Origin of the sequence: Rufibacter roseus (genome assembly GCF_001647285.1) — a bacterium.
Lineage (GTDB): Bacteria > Bacteroidota > Bacteroidia > Cytophagales > Hymenobacteraceae > Nibribacter > Nibribacter roseus.
Genome location: NZ_LRML01000002.1, coordinates 64,760 through 89,106 on the forward strand (window position 1 = coordinate 64,760; position 24,347 = coordinate 89,106).

23 protein-coding genes and 1 pseudogene are annotated in these 24,347 nt (G+C 44.8%); 12 read left to right on the forward strand and 12 right to left on the reverse strand.

Features of this window, described 5'->3' with window-relative positions; genetic code table 11:
* The first annotated feature begins 300 nt into the window (after positions 1-300).
* Positions 301-1,353, forward strand: a complete 1,053-nt coding sequence (locus A8O23_RS02150; protein ID WP_066615986.1) for a LacI family DNA-binding transcriptional regulator — start codon at positions 301-303, stop codon at positions 1,351-1,353.
* Between the two features lie 544 nt (positions 1,354-1,897).
* Positions 1,898-3,511, forward strand: a complete 1,614-nt coding sequence (locus tag A8O23_RS02155) for an MFS transporter (RefSeq protein ID WP_066615990.1) — start codon at positions 1,898-1,900, stop codon at positions 3,509-3,511.
* Between the two features lie 291 nt (positions 3,512-3,802).
* Here A8O23_RS02155 and gldG read toward each other — a convergent pair whose 3' ends face one another.
* The 6 genes from gldG to A8O23_RS02185 all read right to left on the reverse strand — a co-directional run bounded on the left by gldG (position 3,803) and on the right by A8O23_RS02185 (position 9,567).
* Complete coding sequence (gene gldG, locus A8O23_RS02160) at positions 3,803-5,515, reverse strand: gliding motility-associated ABC transporter substrate-binding protein GldG (RefSeq protein ID WP_066615992.1); 1,713 nt, start codon at positions 5,513-5,515, stop codon at positions 3,803-3,805.
* A complete protein-coding gene (gene gldF, locus A8O23_RS02165) occupies positions 5,509-6,237 on the reverse strand; it encodes a gliding motility-associated ABC transporter permease subunit GldF (RefSeq protein WP_066615994.1) in 729 nt (242 codons plus the stop codon). The genes gldG and gldF overlap by 7 nt, the downstream gene beginning before the upstream one ends.
* Before the next feature lie 152 nt (positions 6,238-6,389).
* The gene (locus tag A8O23_RS02170; RefSeq protein WP_066615996.1) at positions 6,390-6,953 is read right to left on the reverse strand and encodes a hypothetical protein; all 564 of its coding nucleotides are present in this window, start codon (positions 6,951-6,953) and stop codon (positions 6,390-6,392) included.
* 75 nt (positions 6,954-7,028) lie between these two features.
* Positions 7,029-7,949, reverse strand: a complete 921-nt coding sequence (gene gldA, locus A8O23_RS02175) for a gliding motility-associated ABC transporter ATP-binding subunit GldA (protein WP_066615998.1) — start codon at positions 7,947-7,949, stop codon at positions 7,029-7,031.
* Between the two features lie 9 nt (positions 7,950-7,958).
* Entirely contained in the window at positions 7,959-8,675 is a 717-nt protein-coding gene (locus A8O23_RS02180; protein ID WP_066616000.1) for an SDR family oxidoreductase, read from the reverse strand.
* Between the two features lie 184 nt (positions 8,676-8,859).
* Positions 8,860-9,567: an SDR family NAD(P)-dependent oxidoreductase gene (locus tag A8O23_RS02185; RefSeq protein ID WP_066616002.1), complete on the reverse strand. Its 708-nt coding sequence runs from the start codon at positions 9,565-9,567 to the stop codon at positions 8,860-8,862.
* A 109-nt stretch (positions 9,568-9,676) separates the two neighbouring features.
* Here A8O23_RS02185 and A8O23_RS02190 point away from each other — a divergent pair, with 109 nt between their 5' ends.
* Entirely contained in the window at positions 9,677-10,405 is a 729-nt protein-coding gene (locus A8O23_RS02190; RefSeq protein ID WP_066616004.1) for an MlaE family ABC transporter permease, read from the forward strand.
* Positions 10,406-10,521: 116 nt separating this feature from the next.
* Positions 10,522-11,325: an ABC transporter ATP-binding protein gene (locus A8O23_RS02195; protein ID WP_066616005.1), complete on the forward strand. Its 804-nt coding sequence runs from the start codon at positions 10,522-10,524 to the stop codon at positions 11,323-11,325.
* Between the two features lie 139 nt (positions 11,326-11,464).
* Here the strand turns inward: A8O23_RS02195 and A8O23_RS21535 are convergent, their stop codons facing one another.
* The 5 genes from A8O23_RS21535 to A8O23_RS02215 form a co-directional block, all read right to left on the reverse strand.
* Entirely contained in the window at positions 11,465-11,611 is a 147-nt protein-coding gene (locus tag A8O23_RS21535) for a hypothetical protein (RefSeq protein WP_161486682.1), read from the reverse strand.
* A gap of 365 nt (positions 11,612-11,976) precedes the next feature.
* A complete protein-coding gene (locus tag A8O23_RS02200) occupies positions 11,977-13,275 on the reverse strand; it encodes a NupC/NupG family nucleoside CNT transporter (RefSeq protein WP_066616907.1) in 1,299 nt (432 codons plus the stop codon).
* Between the two features lie 95 nt (positions 13,276-13,370).
* Positions 13,371-13,988, reverse strand: a complete 618-nt coding sequence (locus A8O23_RS02205) for a bifunctional nuclease family protein (protein ID WP_066616007.1) — start codon at positions 13,986-13,988, stop codon at positions 13,371-13,373.
* Positions 13,989-14,006: 18 nt separating this feature from the next.
* Positions 14,007-14,975, reverse strand: a complete 969-nt coding sequence (locus A8O23_RS02210; protein ID WP_066616009.1) for an electron transfer flavoprotein subunit alpha/FixB family protein — start codon at positions 14,973-14,975, stop codon at positions 14,007-14,009.
* Between the two features lie 2 nt (positions 14,976-14,977).
* A complete protein-coding gene (locus A8O23_RS02215; protein ID WP_066616010.1) occupies positions 14,978-15,715 on the reverse strand; it encodes an electron transfer flavoprotein subunit beta/FixA family protein in 738 nt (245 codons plus the stop codon).
* Positions 15,716-15,775: 60 nt separating this feature from the next.
* Here A8O23_RS02215 and A8O23_RS02220 point away from each other — a divergent pair, with 60 nt between their 5' ends.
* From A8O23_RS02220 to A8O23_RS02245, 4 genes and pseudogenes are all read left to right on the forward strand, one after another.
* Positions 15,776-16,114 (forward strand): tetratricopeptide repeat protein, encoded by a 339-nt coding sequence (locus A8O23_RS02220; RefSeq protein ID WP_066616011.1) that lies wholly within the window; start codon positions 15,776-15,778, stop codon positions 16,112-16,114.
* 872 nt (positions 16,115-16,986) lie between these two features.
* Positions 16,987-17,648, forward strand: a pseudogene (locus A8O23_RS02235) (DUF7832 domain-containing protein).
* Positions 17,649-17,742: 94 nt separating this feature from the next.
* Complete coding sequence (locus A8O23_RS02240) at positions 17,743-18,297, forward strand: hypothetical protein (protein ID WP_066616015.1); 555 nt, start codon at positions 17,743-17,745, stop codon at positions 18,295-18,297.
* Between the two features lie 82 nt (positions 18,298-18,379).
* Positions 18,380-18,886: a hypothetical protein gene (locus tag A8O23_RS02245; protein ID WP_066616017.1), complete on the forward strand. Its 507-nt coding sequence runs from the start codon at positions 18,380-18,382 to the stop codon at positions 18,884-18,886.
* 7 nt (positions 18,887-18,893) lie between these two features.
* On the opposite strand, the gene A8O23_RS02250 is transcribed toward A8O23_RS02245, so the two are convergent.
* Positions 18,894-20,501 carry an IS1182 family transposase gene (locus A8O23_RS02250; protein ID WP_161486683.1) on the reverse strand — a complete coding sequence of 536 codons (1,608 nt, stop codon included), beginning with the start codon at positions 20,499-20,501 and terminating at the stop codon, positions 18,894-18,896.
* A 706-nt stretch (positions 20,502-21,207) separates the two neighbouring features.
* Between A8O23_RS02250 and A8O23_RS02260 the strand changes: the two genes are divergently transcribed.
* The 4 genes from A8O23_RS02260 to A8O23_RS02275 all read left to right on the forward strand — a co-directional run bounded on the left by A8O23_RS02260 (position 21,208) and on the right by A8O23_RS02275 (position 24,265).
* A complete protein-coding gene (locus A8O23_RS02260) occupies positions 21,208-21,963 on the forward strand; it encodes a hypothetical protein (protein WP_066616024.1) in 756 nt (251 codons plus the stop codon).
* A gap of 284 nt (positions 21,964-22,247) precedes the next feature.
* Complete coding sequence (locus A8O23_RS02265; RefSeq protein ID WP_153042048.1) at positions 22,248-22,631, forward strand: hypothetical protein; 384 nt, start codon at positions 22,248-22,250, stop codon at positions 22,629-22,631.
* A gap of 179 nt (positions 22,632-22,810) precedes the next feature.
* Entirely contained in the window at positions 22,811-23,644 is an 834-nt protein-coding gene (locus A8O23_RS02270; RefSeq protein WP_066616028.1) for a Cof-type HAD-IIB family hydrolase, read from the forward strand.
* A 111-nt stretch (positions 23,645-23,755) separates the two neighbouring features.
* The gene (locus A8O23_RS02275) at positions 23,756-24,265 is read left to right on the forward strand and encodes an SRPBCC family protein (RefSeq protein ID WP_066616029.1); all 510 of its coding nucleotides are present in this window, start codon (positions 23,756-23,758) and stop codon (positions 24,263-24,265) included.
* Positions 24,266-24,347: the final 82 nt, after the last annotated feature.

The window sequence follows — 24,347 nt, forward strand, 5'->3', positions numbered from 1 at the left end:
TTTCTTTTCTTATCTCAAAGATTTTTGAACATAAAAATTTTCAGATTTTTAACAATTTTCTAAATAAACGACTCAAGGAAATAACTTTTTAAAATTTTTTATTCTTGAGAGGCCTGATATTATGAGATGAATAATTAGTTTTGTTTCACTTGAGATGCTTTTAGCAAGCGGGGGATTTGCGCCTTTTACGACTATTACAAAGAAATCGTTCTACTACAGGCGCTTTTTTATATTTTTTTCAACCATTCCGCTCACCTCCAGTTTTTTAACTTTATTTGCTGAAGAAATCGATAACCCACTATGGCGAGAATCACCATTCATGACATCGCAAAGGAGCTGAATACATCCCCTTCTACCGTTTCAAAGGCTTTAAATGACCATCCATCTATAAGTGTGGCTACAAAAGAGCTTATCAAGACGGCTGCACAAAATTTAAATTACAAACAGAACCGCCTGGCTTCTTCTCTCCGTTCAGGCAGAACCAATATTATAGGCATTGTTATTCCCAGTTCTGAAATTGGTTTTTTTGCCGCAGTAGTACATGGTATAGAAAGACTTGCCCGCACCAAAGGATACAATGTGTTATTGTTCCAGTCAACTGAAAACGGCGAATACGAGGTAGAGGGTATAGAAACACTGCTGCAAACCAGCGTAGATGGCATTATTGCTTCTATTGCCATGGAGACTACTAATTACGACCACTTTCTGGAAGTAAAGAAGCGGAAAGTACCGCTGGTACTTTTTGACCGGACCAAAGATGAACTCAAGGCCCCTTCTGTGGTAGTAGATGATTATAAAGGGGCATTTATGGCCACCGAGCATTTAATCCAGCAAGGCTATAACCGTATTGCCCATATTTCTGGTCCACAGCACATCAAAATTTTCAATGACCGCCTTTGCGGGTATGTTGATGCTTTGCGCTCGAATAACCTAACCGTAGACGATGATTTAATTCAGTACGGCAAAAACTCGGTAGAGTCAGGTAGAATGGGGGCTGAGTACTTATTCAATAGCTCTAAAAAACCAGATGCCATATTTGCCGCCGAAGATTTTACCGGTTTAGGAGCTCTGCAATATATAAAGAAGCAGGGTTATAAAATGCCTGAACAAATAGGAATGGTTGGTTTCGGAAATGAGTCGTTTAGCCCTTATGTTACCCCCAGCCTTTCTACCATTGACCAGCAGGCTCCCCAAATGGGCGAAGAAGCGTTCAACCTGTTTTTAGAGGCACTGGCTCAAAAAAACAATTCCACTGCTCCTACCCTGGAGTTGGAACAACCCAAGAAGATTGTGTTAGATCCGGTGTTGGTTGTGCGGGAGTCATCTGACCGCAAGAGGGAGAACCATTCATAGCCAGCAAGCAGTAGCATGACATGCACCTCTTCAGTTCAAGTTTCCCCAAGTGTCTTTAGATCACCTGTTGTTTTAGACCTGTTTTTGAAAAATCAGCTCTAAAACAACTTCTATTATTTATTGCTGTTCTTATGTGCTACTAAATGAGTTTTTTGAAACCACATGTATTTAACATATTAATTCAAATATTGTCTCATAAAATTAAATCCATATCTTCATTTTCCTGATGCACCTAAAACTACACCCGCCTCTAGAAAGGCTACGATACAGGAAAATTTTGAAATATTTATTACAAATGAGAAACCTACAAGAAATAGTAGATCTTTCAATTGTTTCTTTTTAAAGGGTAAAGGCTGAGTTATTTACCTATTCTAGAATCTTACAACTCTGGCACTGGAGTAGTAAATGCTGTAAGAGGTATTCAAAAATTACCCCCTGTTAGGCTTAATTGATGATTAATTTTTTTAGTTTAGAACCGATTTTGCAATTACTCAATCTGTTCTTATAACTAACACTTCAAATCTCTCTCTCATTAAACCATTTTATGGAGCAACAATCTAGTAAAAGCTACAGCTCGGCATTGTACACGCTGGCGATGGTATTTTTTTTCTGGGGCTTTCTGGCAGCCTCAAACGGAGTATTCATTCCCTTCTGTAAAACCCACTTTGATTTAACCCAATTTGAGTCGCAGTTGATTGACTCCGCCTTCTATGGGGCTTACTTTATTGGCTCACTGCTACTATACCTCTACTCTACCAGTGTAGGATTTGACTTCTTGAATAAAATTGGGTACAAAAAAGGAATAATTTACGGCTTGATCATCTCAGTGGTGGGCGCCCTCCTTATGCTGCCTGCGGTAGGTTCTGAGAATTATTGGTTTATCTTATTAGCCTTTTTCGTAATTGCCCTGGGCTTCTCGTTGCAGCAAACAGCCGCTAACCCTTTTGCCGTAGCGCTAGGCGACCCGGCTACGGGTATGCACCGCTTAAATCTTACTGGTGGGGTTAACTCGCTTGGTACTACTTTAGGACCAATTATTATTACGCTTGTTTTGTTTGGAGCCGTGGTTGCCTCTCCGGAGCAAATTGAGGCTGCTACTACCAGCTCTATTAACATGCTGTATCTTATCTTAGCTGGGGTATTCCTTTTGGTGGCTGGTATCTTCTCTATCCGTAAAATGCCACGCGTAACGTCAGACGAAGAACCGGAGCGCAGTAGCAAAGCAACCAAAGCATTGTTGGCCATTACTGGTGTTATCATTGCTTTGTCTTTAGTAGGAAAATTATTGCCAGAAAGTGACTCCACCACCCTTATTCTCTTAGTTCTGGCTCTCTTAAGCGTGATATTGATCTTGGTTTTATCTACCAAGGCTGCCCAAGGTAGTGGAGAAGGCTGGGGAGCTATGCGTTACCCGCAATTGACCCTAGGCATGATCGCTATCTTTGTGTATGTGGGGGTTGAGGTAACTATTCAAAGTAATTTGGGTGCTTTGTTGATGACTGAGGAATTTGGTGGTTACAATGAGGCCCAGATCTCTAGGTACATCTCTCTTTATTGGGGAAGCTTAATGATTGGCCGCTGGATGAGTGCCGTGACGATCTTCAATGTTTCTAAAAGCACCCGTACTATTCTGAGCGTGGTAGTGCCGTTCATTGCTTTTGCAGTAGTATTGATTGTAAACTACATCAGCGGAAACGCAGTGAATGACCTGTATGTGTATGCGGTTTGTATTGCTATCATGATAGCGGTTAACTTCTGGTCTCAAGGTAAGCCTGCCAAGTTGCTGATGGGCCTGGGTCTGTTAGGTGTGGTGGCTATGATTATTGGTCTTTATACAACCGGAAAAGTAGGTTTGTTCGCTTTCATAAGCGGAGGTTTGATCTGCTCTATTATGTGGTCCAGTATTTTTGCTTTAAGCATTACCGGTTTGGGTAAATATACAAGCCAAGGTTCTTCCCTGTTAATCATGATGATTTTGGGTGGTGCCATCATTCCGCCGCTTCAGGGCGGGTTAGCCGACATCATTGACATTCACTCTTCATATTGGGTAGCCGTGGTATGTTTCGGATACTTAGCCTTCTTTGCCTGGAGGGTTTCCGGAATCCTTAAAAAGCAAGGATATGATATTGAGAACTTAGGAGTAGAAGGCGGTCATTAACCGCTGACTTCATCTACAAAACAGGAAAGGCTGCCAAATGGCAGCCTTTCCTGTTTAGCCTTTATTAGGTAAAGTAAGCCTATAACAAGTCTACTCCTTCTAGTGCTAAATTTTTAACCTCAGCTCATTTGGATCTAACCTTTCATTTGTATCTGCTATAGCGTAGAAAGGCCTCACCGTTGTTTATACCAGTGAGGCCTTTAGCGCAGGCACTACAAATTTTAAACTGTTCCTGTTTTAGACTTAGTTTATCAAAAACAGGCTGAAAATAGGAGCTTTCTAGAGCAATTGTTACCTCGCGTATTTCCGTTTGCGGAACCAGAACTTAAGTACGCCGAAGAGCAGCAATAGCGCCAAAGGAACGCCTAAGTTGATTGCCTGCCACTTGCTTCTTTCCTCGCGAAGCTTTGCCTTATCTAGTGGACGCAGCTGAATTTCTTTCCCGCGAAGCTCAATCAAACCTTTTTCATCTAACAGAAAATCGACCACATTCTTCAGTAGCTCTTTGTTGGCGAAGCGGGTGCGGGTGAAGCGGTCAAAGCCAAGCTCCATAGGCCTACCACTTTTAGGATCCACTTCATTGGCTGCCAAATCTCCATCAGAGAAAATGACTAGCTGTGTAGGCTTACTTTCCGCTTGAAAAGGAATAAGCACGCCTTCCGGCACCGGACGATTATTGAAGGCTGATTTGAAGGTGCCTTCCAGCAGGTACCCCACCGGAATAGCGTTCTGGCTGAACTGACGCGGGTCACGGTCTACCCTTGGGTCGTTTAATGAAATGGAAACGGGAGCCTCCCGTCTGCGTGAATATTGGGAGGTCCACATTAGTGGCGTCTTTTTGATTCCTACCGCCTTTACCGTGTCAAGTGAGCTGACAAACTTAGTCTGTACGGCATCTAAATTGCGCGTCATGGGGAGCTTACTGAAATTAGTGAGCAGAGGGTAGTAGTTCCAAGGCACCAACTGCGTCTGGGGCTGGTTGCCCATATAACCTGTTACCATAGGTATGAAGCTGGCGTTCAGATCTTGCACCAAATCATGGTTTATTCTTATGCCGTATTTGAAAAGCAGGTCAGTGAGATTGAGGTCGTTCGGGAAAGCCACATTCACTCCTTCCCGCAAGCTGTCTAAAGAAGCGTTCACGCCATCTAACAGAAACAGCACCTTGCCCCCCCGCATGATGAACTGGTCTAGCTTGTATTTCTCTGCCTCGGTATAAGGTTGAGAGGGTCTGGCCATCACCACTAAGTTGAAATTATTCAGGTCCGGCACTTGAGTTAAATCAGCCCTATTTACGGTGTAGTATTCAGACAGCGTACCCAAGAAATCAGCTGCCTGCGGTACCCACAGCTCGCCATGCCCTTGCAACACACCAATTCGCCCGGAGCTAACCGATGATACCTTTCTTAGCGCCGATGCCAACTCATACTCCAGCCCCTCGATAGATTGATTTAATCGTTCCTCAGGCGTGGCAGCCTGGCTGCCTTTTAGCAAGGTTACTGCCGTTTCTTTTTGCCCCGCTGAGACTAAAGCCCCCGGAAATACGATCTTCTCTACCTTCTTGTCCCCCTCCTGGGCAAACAGATTGGTAGGCTGCAACCCCTTCTGCGCCAATTGGCCATAAAATTGGTTTCGCGCCTGCTCATTGGTGTTGGCACTAGGGTCAATAAACTGGTACTGTATTTTACCGTCCGAGTACAGGCGGAATTCTTCCAGCATCTCACGCGTGCTATTCTGCAGGCGCCGGAATCCGGCGGGAAATTCACCTTCTAAATATACCGTTATCTGTACCTGCTCTTGCAGATTTCCCAACAACTCTTTGGTTTGTTCAGAAATGGTATAACGTTTATCTTCGGTCAAATCTATCCGGAAGAAGTAGCGGCTAGCCACAAAGTTGAGTACCAACAGTAACCCAACAGCCACTAAAAAGAAGGTCCAGTCTTGACGGCGGCGGTTTTCTACCTCTGGTTGTGGAGGGGCGGTTTCGTTTGTCTCTTCTACCATTTTCTGCTCTCCAACACTAGTTTAGTACCCAATAACATAATTGAAATCACGCTCAGAAAGTACAGCACATCTCTTGAATCAATCAACCCTTTGCTGATGGAGCTGTAATGGTACGAAATACCTAGTTGTGCAATGTAATAAGAAGAAGTGCCCCAAGCATCAATGGAGGCCAAAAGATCAAAGCCGGTGTACACCAGGTAACACAGAAAGACTGCCAGAATAAAGGCCACTATTTGGTTTTCAGTAAGCGAAGAAGCAAAAACGCCCATAGCCACAAACACAGCCGCCAGGAATACCAGTCCCAGGTATGAACCTGCCACCGCCGCTGAGTCTATGTTACCCACCGGGTCACCCAACAAATACACACTCACGTAATACAGCAGCGTGGGTAGCAGCGCGAACAGGGCCAGCAGCAAACAGGCGAAAAACTTACCCAGTAAAAGCTGCGTGTCTGAAACGGGTTTAGTGAGCAGCAGTTCCATGGTTCCCCCTTTCCGCTCCTCGGCGAACGTACGCATGGTAATGGCCGGGATCAGAAACAGAAATAACCAGGGAGCCAGGGAAAAAACGCTCTGCAGATCGGCGTAGCCATAGTCTAGCACGCTGCTGTCAGGAAACACCCACATAAATAGCCCCGTGGCCACTAAGAACACCCCAATGACTATATAGCCAATAAGGGAATTGAGGTATGAATTAAACTCTTTGGAAAGTATGGCGAACATTGTTCGTTTATGTTGATTGTTAATTGTTGATGGCTGATTGCTTTTTAATTATTTGTTAACCTTTTGTATCCTTTTTTTTGCCTGTTTTTCAAATAATAAGCCTAAAACATTTTTAGTAGTCGCCCATGTAGGTGTAATAGGCAATGATTAATTTAAGCTTTAGAAGTTACTGGCCTCTTCTGGATCGGCAACTTTAGCTCTGCCGCATTCCAATCTGTTTCTTTCTCCAGCATTTCCGCAAAAGAATAAAGCCCTTTTAAATGTTGGTGAACGCCCACTTTGGTATTGTATACATCTGTTAACTTGATCAAGCCAGAGAAAGCATGAAACTGTACATGTTCAATTTCCTGCCAATTGACTTTTTTGACCTTTCCGAACACGCTTTTTACTTCAACTGTAGTTTCATCAAAGGTAACTCGATGGTTCTTGTACCACAGGAAACATGGTATGCCAGCTCCCCAGAAAATGCCTAACATTACGGCTGTAATGCCAATTGATTCACCAAGGCTCATGTCATCTACCATGACCATTGCCATCAGAAAAATTAAACCAATGCCAAAACCAACTATGCCTGCCACTGCGTAGAGCTTCGGCATTCTTAATTCGATAAATCCTTCCTCATTTTTATGTGTTTCTTTCCCAGTACTTCTTTTCAGAAGAAACATAGTTAAAGAAACTGCTACACCAATAATTAGGTAAACTAAAAAATCACTCATAAAACATGGGTAACGAACAAAGACGCAATTTCTGTTTTAAGCCTGTTTTTCTAATAACGTGTCAAAAACAGAGCTTTATTTGGCGGCTTTTGTTAAGTCCTGAAACAGTTTCTCCAAAGAATTCTCTTCCTGCTGCAATCCGATCAAGGGCCAGCCATGTTCACTTGCCAACCTGAATATTGCTGAGCGTAAATCAGTTCCGGGAACAGCAACAACACGGTACTTGTACAAACCAGCGGGCTCAATTCTTTGTACTCCTGGTAGAGATTGAAGCGGTGAAGGATTTACTTCGGCTTCAAATTCAGCTAATATTCTGATTTCTTTCCGACCCAGGTTCTGCAGTTCTGCCACTGGGCTGTCTGCCACCAGTTTTCCCTGGTTGATGATCAAGACCCTGTCACACAGAGCATTTACTTCTTGCATGATGTGGGTAGAGAAAAGAACCGTTTTAGCCTGCCCCACTTCTTTGATCAACTGCCGTATTTCTACAATCTGGTTGGGGTCTAAGCCAGTAGTGGGCTCATCTAGAATAAGCACCTGAGGATCATGGATCAACGCCTGCGCCAGGCCCACACGTTGGCGATACCCTTTTGACAACGCACCTATTTTCTTGTGCTTTTCACGGGTGAGGCCGCATAGCTGAATCATTTCCTCAGTGCGGGCTTTTACCTGACTACTGCCCATGCCATGAAGTTTTCCTACAAAATGCAGGTACTCGCGCACATACATGTCTAAATACAATGGGTTGTGTTCAGGCAGGTAACCAACTTGCCGGCGCACCTCCTTCGGCTCTTCCAGCACATTATGTCCGTTTACCAAAACGGTTCCACTGCTTGGGGGCAGGTAACAGGTGGCAATTTTCATGGTGGTAGATTTTCCGGCACCGTTTGGGCCTAAAAAACCTACAATCTCCCCAGAGTTTACCGTGAACGATACATGGTCTACGGCCGCCTGTGGGCCATACATTTTAGTTAAATATTTTACTTCAATTCCCATGCGTGTGGGTTAGGCTTTCTTTTGGTCAGGACGCCCCTTTGGCATCAGCGGACGCACCTCAATGTCCACGTGATGGTAGTTTGGCGGCGATTGCAGAACGTGCAAAATGGTGGAAGCAATATCTTCAGGCTGCATCATATTTTCAGGAGCGGTACCGGTACCCTCAAAGCCATCGAAGAAGTGAGTGGCGGTAGAACCCGGGTAAATGCACGTGACTTTAATTCCGAACGGGCGAACCTCTTTAAAGAGTGAGTGAGATATACCCCGCACGGCAAACTTGGTGGCGCAGTAGCCACTCATATTTTCAATACCAGTTAAGCCAGCGATAGAGGAAATATTGATGATATGCCCTTCCAGCTGCTTTTTCATTTGTGGCAATACAAGTCTGGTACAGTAGAAGATACCGTTCACATTGGTGTCCATCATGGTGTGCCAGTCGCGAGGATTCATAGTGTCTAAAGCACCTTGTATGCCCAGGCCGGCATTGTTGATCAGAACTGAAATGTTCTGCCGCAAACGTTCAACGGTTTGTTCATAGGCAGTCAGCACCGACTGTTCATGGCGCACGTCGCACCCAAAGAAATAAAAATCTGGGTGAGAAATCTTGGGACGGCTGCGGCTCCAGCTTACCACTGTGGCTCCTTGCTCTAACAATAATTTGGCGGCAGCCAAGCCAATTCCGCTGCTCGCGCCGGTGATCACCACTACTTTTCCTTCTATTTCCATAGATACAGGGTTCTGTTTAGGTCAAAATTAATAAACGAATTACAATGATTAATGAACAATGAGTAATGATTAATAAAGAGCTGTCAGTTCAATGTTAAAACGAAACAAAAATATTATTTAACTAAATCTAAAATTATACTTTACGCACCTCTTCTATTGATCATTCGTCATTACTCATTGTTCATTATATATCTCCCAGCTGCGGACGTAACAACAGTTCTTCTATGACAGTCTGTTTGGAGATACAATGCGCATTGAAAACGGCAGAGGCCACGTCTTCAGGCTTCATGAACCTGTCTTTTGGCAGGTCCACGCCCTCCCAACTGGCGGTAAAGGTTGCCCCCGGCAGTACAGCCGTTACTCTGATGTTATGCTCTTTCAATTCTTCGCGCAACACCCGTGTCATGCCGTAGAGAGCGTGCTTGGCAATGCAGTAAGAGCCTCCGTTGGTATAAGCGGTCACGCTGGCCGTGGAGCAAATGGTAAAAATATGGCCCTCGCGGCGCTTGATCATGTCTGTCACCAATCCTTTGGTGAGGTCATAGGCGCTGTAGAGGTTGGTGTTGATCATCTCGCGCAACACCGTCTCGCTTTCCTGATGTATCATGCCCGGAATGAAGAAACCGGCATTGTTTACCAGCACGTCTACCTTTACTTTCAAAGATTTGATGAAGGCAATGAAACGCTTCATCTCCCCTTCTTCACTTACATCGGTGGCCTGGTAAAACACTTTGCTGAAGGTGTACTTTTCCTCTAGCTCCAGCTTCAGTTTCTTCAGGTCGTTTTCGCTGCGGGCGCAGGTAATAATGTGGAATCCCTCGGCCGCGAAACGGTCTACAATAGCCCTGCCAATACCCTTCGTTCCGCCGGTTACCACTATATATTTTTGCATGAGGTTGATGTTTTTTCTTTTTTCAACGTAATATAGGCATTTGAAACCAAGATTGGCCTTTTAGCGCCTGCACCACCAGACACACCGGAAGCTTGGTACGTAAAATTGCATGAAAAACTTAGGTTCTTATCTTCTCTTTCTCTTCAGCCTTGTAAAAAGGTCAGAGTCGCCTGGCATATTGTTTAAACGGACAATTGACGAAGCCGTTTTAATTGGCATTGACTCTGTCTTTATTGTAGGGGTAGTATCTACTTTTATTGGAGCGGTTACTTGTGTTCAGATCTCCTATAACCTCACCAACGCCTTTATACCTAACTCCACCATTGGTTTTATGGTACGCGAAATGACCATTCTGGAATTAGCTCCTACCATTACCTCCATTGTTCTGGCTGGTAAAGTAGGTTCTAACATTGCCGGTGGCTTAGGCACCATGCGCATCACTGAGCAGGTAGACGCGCTGGAAGTAATGGGTATCAATTCGGCTTCTTACCTGGTGCTGCCCAAGATTCTGGCGTCGGTATTTGTGTTTCCAATGCTGGTGGTAATTGCCATGTTCCTTTCCATTTTGGGTGGATATTTAGCCGGAACGTTATCAGGCGCTTTGTCAGGTCAGGAGTATATTACTGGCTTACGCTCAGAATTTATTCCGTATAACATCACTTTTGCGCTAATCAAATCAGTGGTCTTCGCTTTTCTGATCTCCACCATTTCTTCTTATAAAGGATTTTTTACCACAGGCGGGGCGCTGGAAGTGGGAGAATCAAGCACCAAAGCTGTGACCAACAGCGTGATTGCAGTATTGATTGCAGATTATGTCTGCGCCCAAGTTTTACTTTAACACTAGTGCTTCGCCTTTAGAAATAAAATGAAGGGCATTGTAATAGTAAAGAAATTCAAAGCCGTAGTAGTTACTGGCAGAGCACGCGTTTAACTACAGCTTTCAGCTGATGACGAATGATAGAAATTCATAACATCCATAAAACCTTCGGCGATAAAAAAGTACTAGACGGCATAGACGGGGTCTTTGAGTCTGGTAAAATGAACATGCTGCTTGGTGCCAGCGGTACTGGTAAAAGTGTGCTGCTCAAGTGCATTGTGGGCCTGGTGAAACCTGATTTAGGCAGTATAACGTATGATGGCCGAATTTTCACGAATAACAAGCTAGACATACGGCAGGAAATACGCCGCAAGATTGGCATGCTCTTTCAGGGAAGTGCCTTGTTTGACTCCATGAATGTGAACGAAAACGTAGAGTTCCCATTAACCATGCTCACCGACATGAACCGTACCGAGCGCAAGAAGCGGGTTGAGTTTTGCCTGCAGCGGGTAGGACTGGAGAATGCCGGCAATTTAATGCCTTCAGAGCTTAGTGGCGGTATGAAGAAACGGGTTGGTATTGCCCGTGCCATTGCCCCACACTGTACCTATCTATTCTGCGATGAGCCCAATTCCGGATTAGATCCTTTGACTGCCATCACTATTGATGAACTCATCAAAGAGATCACCGAAGAATATGACATCACCACCATTGTGGTAACCCATGACATGAACTCTGTACTGGAATATGGTGACAATGTGATGTTTCTGTACAAAGGCAAAAAGCTTTGGGAAGGACACAGCTCCGGAATAATGGATACCCGCGTGAAAGAACTGAATGACTTCATTTTCTCTAACCGATTAATGCGTGATGCCAAGAAGATTGAGCAGATTGAAGAAAATGAGCAGCGGGATGAGGATATCCGAAACGGGGAAGTATAAGGCTTTCTTCTGGTTCTTGTATTAGAGCTACTTTTTGAAAAATAGCCTTAAACCATTCATAAGTAGAGAGGGAAATGTTGTTAGGCACAACCTAGTAACTAAAACTTAACTCTCCCTTTGAAGGGGGCGAAGGGGATGTTTACACCTGCCGGTCCACGCATTCCTGATCTTTCTCCTTTGCGGTCATCCCGAGCATCGCCGAGGGATCTAACGAAGACGCTATTCTTATACCAGCACTATAACTCCCACCACCGCTGTACCCTTTGCCGTTGTTGTGTGTTCTCACCAACAACTTAAAAAGCTTTTGCTCCCACAACCGCTATTCCTATATTTCTAGCTTCTTCTCTCCCTGCATGGGTTTGTTACTTTTCTCCTTGATGAGAAAAGTAACCAAAAGAATCAAGAAGCCCCTGACTCGCTGCCGCTCAGACAAAAGGGGCTTCATTAAATTTACCACTTGGCCAATGTGCGATGTTCCATAGCCACTGCGGCTACTGCTAATTTGAACCTATATCTCGTGCTCCCGCTAAGCGCCTCGGCGCCTTCGGCTTCTGCGTTGCCCGCTCTCGAAGGAGGCGCTAACGAGGGTGTGGTTAAATTTGCTACTTTTTTTGACTCAGGACTCAGAAGTGTGTATTTGCTTTTTAAGCTTTACAGCTCGAATAAAATACCGGCAATGGTGGCTGTCATCATGCAGGCGATGGAGGCGCCTAGAAGGGCTCTAAGGCCTAACTTAGAGAGGTTTCCTTGCTGGCTTGGTGCCATACCACCAATACCACCTATCTGAATGGCAATGGAGCTAAAGTTTGAGAAACCACACAGTGCATACGTGGCCAGAATGATTGACTTTTCAGATAGTGTGCCTTCCGCCTTCATGTTAGCCAGATCTAGATAAGCTACAAACTCATTCACAGCGGTTTTCTGACCCAAAAGGCTACCTACCTGCAACGTATCTTGCCAGGGGCTACCCATCAGAAAAGCAAATACTCTGAAGATCTGACCTAAGATGTACTGAAAATTCAAGCCTTCAAAACGCCCTTCAGTAGATGAAACTATAACCTCGTTCAAGCCAGTGGCGCCCCCAATGCTTAGTAAGATATAGTTAAGCAAAGCGATTACGGCAATAAAGGCCAATAACATACCACCCACGTTCAGGGCCAGACGCAAGCCATCGGCAGCGCCCGTTGACATGGCATCTATCACGTTCACCCCTAGTGACTCTTTGTTGACCTCAAGTTCTGTATTTATTTTTTCGGGCTCTGTCTCTGGCACCAAAATCTTAGCCAAGACAATTCCTGCCGGAGCATTCATGATGGAGGCAGTGAGTAAGTGAGCCGCAAAAATAGCTTGCTGTGCCGGGTCGTTACCGCCTAAGAAAGCTACATAGGCCGCTAACACGCCACCGGCCAAAGTGGCCATACCACCCGTCATCAAACTCATTAGCTCTGAACGGGTCATCTTTGGGATAAAGGGACGAACTAACAGTGGGGCCTCCGTTTGACCTAAAAATATATTACCCGCTGCCGAAAGGCTTTCAGCCCCAGATAAGCGCATGCCTTTTGACATTACCCAGGCAATGCCGTACACAATTTTCTGCAGTACACCCAGGTAGTAAAGACCGGCTGTTACCGTTGAAAAGAAAATGATAGTGGGCAGCACATTGAAAGCGAAGATATAACCCGTACCCGCCGCAGAACCCGGCTTGGCCAGCTCCCCGAATAAGAACTCAGCACCGGCGCTTGAAAAGCTCAGGAGCTTTACAAAGCCATTGCTGACCGCTTCAAAACCCGCCTTCACAAAACCTACCTCAGTTACCAGAAATCCGAATACAATTTGAAGCAAAACCCCTACCCCTACCAGCTTCCAGTTAATGGCCCTGCGGTTAGTTGAAAAAAGAATGGCAATTCCTATAAGAACAAAGTAGCCTATGAGGCCTTGGAGCAATAGCATAGAAGACAAATTTGTCAAAATTAAGCCAATTCTACGGAAAAAGAAAAAGTCTTGGGCGGGGCCCAAGACTTTCTTTCTACTTTATACAAATTAGCTTAACCTCTTTTATTTAGCTCGTCTCTTATTTTTGCCGCGCGTTCATAATCTTCCTTCTCCAGGGCCTCGTTCAGCATAGTGTTCAGTTCATCTACAGACACCTCTGAGATTTTACCTGACGACGCAGAAGATGACGATGCGCTGCTGCTGGAGGAAGACGAAGTAGGGATTTCATCAGTTTCTTCATCTTCTTCCTCTTCATCCATGTCACTTAAAATGATTCCGGCTTCAGAAAGAACAGACTCAACTGTGAAAATAGGAACCCCAAAGCGAAGACCTATGGCTATGGCATCAGAGGGTCTGGCATCTAGCTCAAACTCCTTCTCGCCGTCAGTGCACACAATCTTAGAGAAAAATACTCCTTCCTTTAGATCAGAAATCATGATTTCGCGCACGCTCACGTCCATTTGCTGGGCAAAAGATTTGAACAGATCATGGGTTAGCGGCCGCGTAGGGTTTATTTTCTCAATCTGGATGGCAATTGACTGCGCCTCAAACATACCTATAATGATAGGCAACCGCCTGCTTCCCTCCTTCTCACCCAACACAAGGGCAAAAGACCCAGACTGCGACTGGCTGGAGGATAAACCCAGAATCTCTAGCTCAATTTTCTTCACAATATCTCTTCTATTTGTCTATAAAGCCTTGGCGGCCTCTATCAATTTAGGAACAACTTCCATGGCATCGCCTACTATACCGTAATCGGCGGCTTTGAAGAAAGGCGCCTCTGGGTCTTTATTGATAACGACAATTACTTTAGAAGAGTTTACCCCTGCCAGGTGCTGAATAGCTCCGGAGATACCCACGGCTATGTATAAATTAGGGCTAACGGTGATACCGGTCTGGCCTACGTGCTCGTGGTGAGGTCTCCAGCCCACATCTGCCACTGGTTTAGAACAAGCGGTGGCGGCTCCTAAGGCCTTGGCTAAATCTTCAATCAGATGCCAGTTCTCTGGCCCTTTGAGTCCACGTCCACCTGAAACTACCAGGTCTGCCTCGGTTAACAGAATGTCACCGGACTGCTTGATGGTTTCTTTGGGAGCCGTGGCAAAATCAGCATCAGAAAGATCTGCTGAGAAATTTTCGACGGTGGCAGTACCCCCAGCGGCTTCTTCTATTTCTATTGCGTTTTTCTTAACTGCAATAATCTTTTTATCTGCAGTAAGCTCTACGTTTGAGAACGCCTTGCCAGAGAACACGCCGCGGCGCACAGTAAAGGTAGCTCCTGAGATTTCAGGCAGTGCCACTACATTAGTAGCTAAACTTGCGCCCAGCTGCACGGCCAAACGCGAACCAATGGCGGCGCCTATATTTGAATTAGACAGCACTATAACATTTGAGTTTTCCTGTGCAGCTGCCTTGGCAATAACTTTTACATAAGCCGAACCTACAAAATTATGCAAGCGGGTATCATTGTCTAAAAGCACTTTGGAAATTCCCTGGGCGCCTAAACCGGTAAGGGCACCGGGCTGAACATCCCCAATGGCCACTGCCGTGGCCGTGGTACCTAAAGTACTTGCTACTTTGCTCCCGTAAGAAGCTGCTTCCAGAGAAGACTTCTTCACTTCGCCGTTCGCGCATTCTATCACTACTAATACTGACATGCTTATAGAACTTTAGCTTCGTTACGTAATAATTTAATCAACTCACCGGCATTTTCGGCGTCAATCATTTTCACGCCCGACTTAGCCGGTGGCAGCTCATAGTGCTGTACGCTGGTTTTGGCCTCCTGCCCTACCGGCTCCACTACTTTTAGGGGTTTGGTACGTGCAGTCATGATTCCGCGCATGTTTGGTATGCGTGGCTCGGCCATAGGCTGCTGACAGCTGGCTACCAATGGCAAGGCTACATCTATGATTTCTTTACCACCTTCAATCTCACGCTCCAGGGTGGCGGTAGTGCCGTTTACCTCTAATTTTATGGCCGGCGCAACGGTAGGTATTCCCATTAGCTCCCCTACCATGCCGTGCACCTGAAAGCCGTTATAGTCAATTGACTCGCGCCCCATCAAGATCAGGTCATAGCCGCCTTCTTTGGCGTAGTGCGCAATTTGCTGCGAAACTAGAAAAGCATCGGTGGGTTTTATGTTTACTCTAATGGCATCATCGGCTCCAATGGCCAGCGCCTTGCGGATATTAGGTTCGGTGTCAGCTTCGCCAACGTTGAGTACGGTTACGCTTCCGCCCTGGGCTTCTTTCAGCTCAATGGCGCGGGTAAGGGCGTATTCATCATAGGGATTTATCACGAACTGCACGCCACTGGTGTTAAACTCCTTACCGTCTGGGGTGAAGGTAATTTTAGTGGTGGTATCGGGCACGTTGCTAATGCAAACTAAGATCTTCATTTGACTTAGGGTTAGCGGATTTGACTAAATTTGTGGGCAAGTTAAAGAATAATTATTCAAATGGAAACGCCCAACAGCAGATTGACCCAACTACTGGCCTTCTACGAAGAAGACCCCAATGACCCGTTCACGATGTACGCCATTGCTACGGAATACAGGCCTACGGACGTAGAAAAAGCCCGTTTTTTCTATGAAAAGCTGTTGAGCGAGCACCCCGACTATGTGGGCACCTACTATCATGTTGCCAGCCTTTACCTACAGCTGAATGAAACTGAGCTAGCCAAACAGGCTTACCAGAAAGGTATGCAGGTAAGCCGCCAGCAAGGCCAGATGCACGCCTTTTCTGAACTACAGGGAGCGTACAACAAGATAATGGGTTTAGATTACGAAGACGATTAGAAAAAGTTGGCATGCATACTATTCTGTTTTAGGGCCATTTTGGTGAAATCAGCCCTAAAACAGCAAATTACTTCATGGAACTTCCGTAGCCATAGTTCACCGTAAGCTAAACGTTTATAAACGTTTAGCTTACGGTTATATCCCTCCCTCTCCTGCCTTTCTTTCTGACAGTTTTTGCTTTCATTCAATAGAAGTCCTCTTCTTCAGCATTTAAAAGAGCCTTTTACAATTCTGTTGTAAATAAGCCGCCTTACGTGTATATTGAATTAGTAAAGGGAAAAGTCTCAAAAAAATAAACCGTAACATTACGGATAAGACAAACTACACATACAGTGCAGATAGTGGGAGTCCGACTCCTGCTAGCCGGTAGTTGGGTGTCATTGTGAGAACTTTTCACCAACTGGCACAGCAGAAAAATTTATCAGCAGGAGTAGCAGAAGCTGAATAAAATCTGCAGTAGTAGCAGAAGAAAACCAGCAGAAGAAGTAAATTACCTTAGCAAAAGTTGGGGAACGCCGCCCGACTTTGATCAGCAAGAGTAGCAAAAGTTGCAGAAGAGGAATTGACGTTGCGTTTGAGCAAGAATCGACGCAAAATGCGTGCAAAGGAATTTATCAGCAATGCGTGCACTCCGACTTCTGCAATGCGTTTTCAGCCTGATTTCGGGAAAACAAGCCAAAAACGCACAGAAGGAAAAAGTAAGACTCTCCGATTACCTGTTTTCAGGCTACTTTTCTGAAAACAGGGCAAAAACAGAAAAAAATCAGTGGGCGGCGCAAGAAAAACAACGTCACCCAACAAGGTGTAAACGCCAGCCTTCGGCCGACGGCCTCGCCCGCCGCTTACACTAGCCGTTGAGTGGTGTTATACATATGAATCAGCTTTACCTCATAAAAGAAAACAGAATAACCACCGACTTTGTAAAACTGGAGGCAGAGGGTAAGCTTTTATATATTTCTAAAGGAAAGGTTGGTAAAACGGTAGTAGCTAAAATTACCAGAGGCTGCGGCTCAGATGAAAAAGCATTAGCTGAATTGGAGCAAACCGCAGAGCAGTATTTAGGCAAGGGTTACAGAATAGGTAAGGAATCACCAAAAGACGTCAGGGAAACAGTTTCTTACGACAAAGCCAAATGGCACTTGGGTGGGGACTTCCCTGAGGGATTAGATGATTACCAAGCCTACGTCCACACAGGTCTATACATTAACTGGATTATCGACAACGACCTTTCAAGCAATTTGCTCCTGCAAGAGTATCCCGACGAGATAAGAAGGGTAAAGGAAAAAATCATTACTGGACAAGGTTCTACTTTGAGTACTTGGACGGAATTTTCTCGACAGATGAACTCAACGAGACTGGGGCAGACTTCACATCCGACTACTTCGACTTCGAGAAAGGCCAATACCTTTCTGATTTGGAGGCAACGCTTGCAGAGGAGCTGCCTTCACTTTATTATGTAAAGGACACGTGGGATAACTACGACATGATAAGAAAACGTATTGACCAGAGGTTTGAAGAATGGTCAGGTATATAGAAAAAATAACACCACTCAACATTATATAAAAATCATGCTACGGCTGACGGCCTTGCTCGTTGTTTATATGAGACCGTTGTAGGTCAAATAAAACATGAAGAAAGCTCTCCTAGTAATTCTCTTACTGAATTCCATTTTTGGTTATGGGCAAAGCTATAGCTCAATGGTAGCTGATTCAGAAATTGAACAATTTGTGCAGTGGGAGATTTTAAATACTCCAAAGTATACTGAAGATAGGAAACGTGGACTTAAGAAGATTTTCAAAAAATCCATTAGTTGGAAAGCAGCCATGATTCATGTGGGTGGCCCTTTTGAAGATACCTTATCTTTTGAGTCTAAATTCTATCACTTCCTAAAACAGGACACTATCTTCAGCAAGGAAGACATAGATTTTTTAAGTCAGCAATATGAATCAGAAGTGCAGGGAAACTGGGAAACTGATTTCAATGGTTCAAAAATGGTTAAATCCTCAGGAAATAATGTCCATCACATTACAATTCCATTGTTCTCCGTGGACAAGAGAAAGGTAATGTTCTGGAAATACTTTTATTGTGGAAGTGTCTGCGCCCATGCCTGCGTATTCATCTATGAAAAAGCTAATGAAAGCAGTTGGAAGTTAATTAATAAATATGGATGCTGGATAAGCTAAAAGAAATTCGTTCTACAACAAGAGCTAAACGCCAGCATCGGCCGACGGCCTCCACCGCCATTAAGCCAAACCGTTGATGGTAATGCAAATAGTTAAAATGAAAAATCTAGTTTCGCCCTGCTTCTTGCTGATTTTGGTAACAAGTTGTTTTTACAGCCCATATGCAGATGAATATCTGACAGAAGAACCAAGAATAGAGGATGTAGTGGGAGTTTATAGGTTTGATAAACAGACTGTAAACTATAATCTAGACAAAAATAAAATTAGAAGACGCCAACCCACGATTATCATCAAAGCAGATAAAACCTATGAGATAAAAGAAATACCTTTTTTCAGAGTTTCTGCCACAGGTGAATATAATTACTTGAATGGCGTCACTAGAAAAGGAGAATGGACCCTGGAAACGGTTGGAAGTGTGGACTATGGCTCAAGGGGAATAAAGAAGCACTGGGGAATATTACTAGATTCCGCGCCTGATGAAATGAATTATGCGGGACTACTAGGTGAAAACAAAGCCAACGGAATCATCTTTAACTATGGTGACCCAGATGAAGGTACTGTAATGATATTCAGGAAAGAAAAGAACTAAAAAAGCACTACCACCAACATTGGTAGCTGTTGCACAACTCTGGGCTAACAACGAGCGGCCAAATCAATATCTGGCTATTTCGGGATGACTTCCTGATCTCTGCGGTCCAAAACCGCCTGAAAAGCGCAGCCACAGAAGGCCTTGGCAGTGCCATGGCAGCGGTTTGGCTCTTTCTAGGTTTGTAAAGCAGCAGTTTTTTGAGGTTATAGGCCGCGGCAGCCAAGAGCATCACTTTGCGGGCCTGCTTGATCCCCCTGGTGTTGATCTTCCTCAGGCCCATGAAGTTGATGAGCGTGCCCAGCACCGGCTCCACGGTGGCCTGCCTGAGCCCCTTCATCCTCCGCCCGTAGCGGCTTTTGAGTCTGGCTATCGCCCGCTCGTACTCCTCCCGGTAATAGGTGATCTCCACCTTCTTCTCATGGCTCCTGCCGATGCAGCTTTCCCGAAGAGGGCAGCCCTTGCAGTCCCTGCGGGTGATAAAGTAGATTTTCTTCTTGATGTTGTTTTTCGGCTCCACCTTCACCTTCCTGAACGTGGCCCTCTTCCCCTGCGGGCAGACCCAGCAGTCCTCTTTTTTATCGTAGCTGAATCCCTCGGGCCCGCCTTTGTAGGTGCCGTGCGGCGGGATGAAGGCCGTAATGCTTTCCTGCTCAAGCAAGGCGTAGTTCTCGCCCGAGGAGTAGCCCGCATCCGTCAGAATATGGCTACAGCTCAGGTTTACCTGTTTCAGCCGCTGGGTAAGGACCTCGAGCAGCCGGGGCAGGCACTGGTTGTCTTTCCTGTCGGCAAGGTCCGCCTGCACGTGGGTGATGGTGTGGTGGGAGGTATCCACCGAGAGCTGGGCCAGGTAGCAGAGCTTGCGGGCCTTGCCCGGTTTGACGGCGATGCGCGCATCCGGGTCCACGGGGGAGTAGTGCGTCTTATTGGAGGTGTACTTGCTGCCTTTGTTGTGGGCTCCCGGCCTAAGGTCCTGCTCCAGGCTCCACTTCCGGTTGCGGGCCCTGATCTCCCGCAGCTCGTCGGCGCTGGCCGAGACGGACCGCTGCTGAGGAGTAGCTTTGTTGACCCTCGCTTTCCGGTCCCCGCGGCTGATGGCCCGGACTTGCGCCAGGTGGGCATCCAATGTATGCCGCGGCACCTTCAGCTCCAGCGAGTCCATGGAGGCGTTGGCCTTGATTAGGGCGGAGTCCACCGCCTGGGTGTGGCCCGCCACCATGCCCGCCTCCGCGCACAGGGAGAGCACGCGGGTGAAGACCTCCTCGAAGAGCGGCTCGGGCAGCAGTTGCCGGGTACGGGAGACGGTGGAGTGCCAGGGCAGCGGCTCGTCGAGCTGGTAGCCCAGGAAGTACAGGAGGTCCAGCCGGAGGCCGCAGTGCTCGATGAGCTTCCTGTCACTGGCGATGTTCTCCAGGTAGCCCACCAGGCAGAGCTTGAAGAACACCACCGGGTCGATGGACTGCTGGCCGCAGCGCCCGTAGCAGGAAGCGGTCAGCTCATAAAGGAACGAGAGGTCCAGCCTCTCCTTCAGCCGCCGGTAGAAGTTGTGCTCCGGCACGTGCGCCGAGAGCGAGAAGCGAAGCTCCCGCTCGTCCTCGAATTGCTTCCTGCCCTGCATGAGGTGAAAAGATTTGGTGCTACACCCTTTTACGTTTATCTTCAGCCAGTTGTGCAACAAGCACATTGTGCAAACATCACGCTTCGGCCGACGGCCTAGCTCGTTGTTTATATTAATCCGTTATGTCTTATTTTAATATGAGAAATATTATTAGAAATAAGGATGGGATAATAATAAATATTGAGAGGCAATGGTTAGTAGCCTTTGTTACAATTTCAATTTTATTATTTGTAGTTTGTTTAATTTTCAACCAATTTAATTTAGAAGCCACTACAATAGTCATAATCATTATTTGTTTTTTATATATAGGAGGTTTTATTAATTGGTTTGTAAATGCGAGCACACATATTGTCTTCAATTATGATAAGAGTATACTAATTAAAAATGGAAAGGATTTCTGTCAGTTTGAAGAGATAGATTAGATATCCCTAGAAAAATATCGGCACGAAAATGATTATGTAGATACTTACTATTTAGAGGTTCGAGTCCGAAGCAAGGGGAGTCTAGAATTATTATCTGGGCAAGAAGTTGAAATTATAGAGTTTGCAAAAGAATTATCTAGGTTAACCAAAAAAGATCTTAAATTAAGCTCTAGGTACAGTTAAAAAACTAGACATAACAACACCTAAACGCCAGCACCGGCCGACGGCCTCACCGCCGTTTATACTATCCGTTAGTGTATATCAACTTAAATAAATTATTTATTATGGGAGCATGGGGACCTGCATTATTTTCTGATGATCTTGCCTGTGACATACGGGATGATTTCAAAGAATTAATTGGTGAGGGAATGTCTCCTCAAAATGCCACTGAAGAATTAACGGCAGTGTATGAAGAAGAAATCAATGATATAGATGAAGGCTCTGTATTTTGGCTTTCTTTATCCTCAATACAATGGTCAACAGGTAGGCTTCTTGAAGAGGTAAAGCAAAAAGCTTTATCCATTATTGAGAATGGAGCTGATTTACATAGGTGGAGTGAGGACAAAAAGCTATTTGAGAAAAGAAAACAAGTATTAGAAAAACTTAAGTTTCAATTACTTTCACCTCAGCCTAAGTCCAAGAAGTTGCCAAAGATATATAAGGAGAATTCTCTATTTAATATTGGTGACTTATTTAGTTATAGGCACTCCACAGGAAATTATGCATTGCTAAGAGTTATTGGCATACATCAAGACAAAGGAGGACGCTCTGCAGTGTGTGAATTACTTGATTTCTTTGAAAGAGAAATAGATACTTTTAAAGATTTCTCCTCAACACCAATCAAAGCAATTGATAATCCGCATTCGCCGATAACAAAGTTTATGGTAGCTGAGGTAAGTGCTAAGTATGCTCCCAATCATGAAACATTCAAGTTAATTGCCGCAAATACTAAACCTGTTCAAATTTCTAGAGGGTATTCAGTACTGTTCTGGAGAGACATGGATAAGCATTTATCAACGGCCTTTGAGAACAAGAAATAATAACACCACTCAACATTGCGCTTAAACCGTGCCACGGCCTACGGCCTTGCTCGCCGTAAATGGCAGTAGACGTTGAGTAAGAAGACGGAACCAAAATAGGCTTTGAGGGAAGAATTACGAGAAAAATATCTAATACCTAACAACCAAAAGCACCTAATCTTAAAATCAACTATTCCTTCAAACTTCTATAAAACTTTGATATTATGTTTAAAAACTATCTGTTTCTATTGTTCCCCCTTTTTCTGTCAAACTATCTAGGGCAAACCAAAAGCCAAGAGGTTGTAGTGAAGCTAAACACTAAATTTGTCTTAAAACTTGATTCCACTGATTCAGACAATTACAGCTTCACACTAAAGAGTCAGGAAGCTTTTAATGAAGAGGTGCAAGTAAGTAGTGCGGCGGCATTATTTAGTAAAAAAGTAGCTGATGATGAAATTGAAGGCATATTTACCTACGGGAAATTCGGAGACAGGCAGAGCATTTTTTTGATTTTAAAAAGTGGGTTGAAGGTTCCAATAAATTATGACCTTAAAATCAAAACTGATAAAAACAAAGAATTGGTAAAGACATCGGTGGTAACCTTGTTTCCTAATGTACCTTCCAATGAGCTTTGGCCCTATCATATAGACCTTGTGTCTTTTTCAAACTTCAGAAAGTTATCTGAATAAAGTATATTCCATTTGATTTCTCACTTAGTCTAGAATTATTAATGAAGATAATATGAGAGGCTTGGGCAGTTGATCATATCTACATGATAGCTCCCCCTGTTTTTGGCCTCTATTTACTAAATCAGCCTCAAAACATAAAGCTTTCCGTCAGTTGTACCACTTTTACTTAACTTTGGCACATGAACATTCGCGCCATTTGCACTGATATTGACGGTACTTTATTGAACAGTGACCGGGAGCTTTCCGCTAGAACTATAGCAGCTGTTAAAGCTTTGAACAATAAGATTCCGTTTATTCTTGCCTCCAGCAGAATGCCCAGCGCTATGCGCCACCTGCAGCAGGAACTTGGCATACTCAACCAACCCATGATTTGCTTTAACGGCGGGTATGTTCTGCTTTTTGAGGAGGGTAGCCCCAACACACCTGTGGTCTTAGACACTGTGCAAATTCCAGCCAGCATCTGCCAAACCATTTTTGACCTGTCTAACGGTACTGACATTCACGTGAGTTTATATGTAAATGACGAATGGCATGCTCCTCAACAAGACCAATGGACTGAGCGGGAAATAAGAAATACTAAAGTAAACCCTACCATTTCTAAAATAGAGGAAATACTCAGCAGTTGGAAAAGCGCTGAGTCCGGAGCTCATAAGGTGATGTGTATGGGCTCAGAAGAAGCCATTGCCACCATGGCAGATGCGCTAGAGAAACAATTTGCAGAAGAAATTTATGTGTACCGGTCAAAATCTACTTATCTGGAAATTGCCCCACGCTCTATTTCAAAGGCTACCGCTCTTGAATTGCTTCTGAAGCACAGCTATGACATACCTATGGCTGAGGTAATGGCTTTCGGAGACAATTACAATGATATTGAAATGTTACAAGCCGTAAGCCACGGTATAGCGGTGGGCAACGCAAGAGAAGAGGTGAAAGCCGTGGCTAAGGAAGTGACCTTGCCCAGTATTCAAGACGGTGTGGCTGTAGCTATAGAGAAATACTTACTACAGGAGTAGAAACATAGGGTTGTGCTTACCCCAGCTTCTATGGTATACTCCATACCACAGCGTCATCACACCCCTCACAAGTAAACTGCTAACTCACGAACTACTGCTACGTTATTTGTCATGCCCATTATCAACCTGCAACTGGAAGTCAAAGCTCCTGTAGAAGTGTGTTTTGATTTGTCAAGAAGCATAGATGTACACATGCTCTCTACTGCCAAAACCCAAGAAAAAGCAGTGGCAGGCGTTGTGGCAGGACTGATAGACCTCCAAGAGACAGTTACCTGGCAAGCTGTTCACTTTGGAGTAAAGCAAAAGCTAACTTCAGTCATCACTCACTTTGAAAGACCCTATTATTTTGTAGATGAAATGGTAAGTGGCGCTTTCAAACGTTTCAAACATGAGCATAAGTTTACCGCTGTTTCTCCAACCACAACTTCCATTACCGAAAGCTTTGACTATACCTCTCCCCTAGGCCAACTTGGAAAAATAGCAGATTGGCTATTTCTGGAACGCTACATGCGGCAGTTGCTGCAAGACAGAAATGAGGTAATTAAGCAGGTAGCAGAGACAGACGAGTGGAAGAAGTACCTGCAAGTGGAAAAGGTAGTAGTAAATGCCGGCAGAGTTTAGTCATTACTCACTAAAATACGTCTCTTCTAAATAGGCATAAAAGCGTTAGCCCCGTTTCCGGCGTGTTTTTTAGAAAACACAC

Coding starts and splice junctions, on each gene's coding strand:
- A8O23_RS02150 (WP_066615986.1), top strand. CDS start 301: ATGGCGAGAATCACCATTCATGACATCGCAAAGGAGCTGAATACATCC.
- A8O23_RS02155 (WP_066615990.1), top strand. CDS start 1,898: ATGGAGCAACAATCTAGTAAAAGCTACAGCTCGGCATTGTACACGCTG.
- gldG (WP_066615992.1), bottom strand. CDS start 5,515: ATGGTAGAAGAGACAAACGAAACCGCCCCTCCACAACCAGAGGTAGAA.
- gldF (WP_066615994.1), bottom strand. CDS start 6,237: ATGTTCGCCATACTTTCCAAAGAGTTTAATTCATACCTCAATTCCCTT.
- A8O23_RS02170 (WP_066615996.1), bottom strand. CDS start 6,953: ATGAGTGATTTTTTAGTTTACCTAATTATTGGTGTAGCAGTTTCTTTA.
- gldA (WP_066615998.1), bottom strand. CDS start 7,949: ATGGGAATTGAAGTAAAATATTTAACTAAAATGTATGGCCCACAGGCG.
- A8O23_RS02180 (WP_066616000.1), bottom strand. CDS start 8,675: ATGGAAATAGAAGGAAAAGTAGTGGTGATCACCGGCGCGAGCAGCGGA.
- A8O23_RS02185 (WP_066616002.1), bottom strand. CDS start 9,567: ATGCAAAAATATATAGTGGTAACCGGCGGAACGAAGGGTATTGGCAGG.
- A8O23_RS02190 (WP_066616004.1), top strand. CDS start 9,677: ATGAAAAACTTAGGTTCTTATCTTCTCTTTCTCTTCAGCCTTGTAAAA.
- A8O23_RS02195 (WP_066616005.1), top strand. CDS start 10,522: ATGATAGAAATTCATAACATCCATAAAACCTTCGGCGATAAAAAAGTA.
- A8O23_RS02200 (WP_066616907.1), bottom strand. CDS start 13,275: ATGCTATTGCTCCAAGGCCTCATAGGCTACTTTGTTCTTATAGGAATT.
- A8O23_RS02210 (WP_066616009.1), bottom strand. CDS start 14,975: ATGTCAGTATTAGTAGTGATAGAATGCGCGAACGGCGAAGTGAAGAAG.
- A8O23_RS02215 (WP_066616010.1), bottom strand. CDS start 15,715: ATGAAGATCTTAGTTTGCATTAGCAACGTGCCCGATACCACCACTAAA.
- A8O23_RS02220 (WP_066616011.1), top strand. CDS start 15,776: ATGGAAACGCCCAACAGCAGATTGACCCAACTACTGGCCTTCTACGAA.
- A8O23_RS02240 (WP_066616015.1), top strand. CDS start 17,743: ATGAAGAAAGCTCTCCTAGTAATTCTCTTACTGAATTCCATTTTTGGT.
- A8O23_RS02245 (WP_066616017.1), top strand. CDS start 18,380: ATGCAAATAGTTAAAATGAAAAATCTAGTTTCGCCCTGCTTCTTGCTG.
- A8O23_RS02250 (WP_161486683.1), bottom strand. CDS start 20,501: ATGCAGGGCAGGAAGCAATTCGAGGACGAGCGGGAGCTTCGCTTCTCG.
- A8O23_RS02260 (WP_066616024.1), top strand. CDS start 21,208: ATGGGAGCATGGGGACCTGCATTATTTTCTGATGATCTTGCCTGTGAC.
- A8O23_RS02270 (WP_066616028.1), top strand. CDS start 22,811: ATGAACATTCGCGCCATTTGCACTGATATTGACGGTACTTTATTGAAC.
- A8O23_RS02275 (WP_066616029.1), top strand. CDS start 23,756: ATGCCCATTATCAACCTGCAACTGGAAGTCAAAGCTCCTGTAGAAGTG.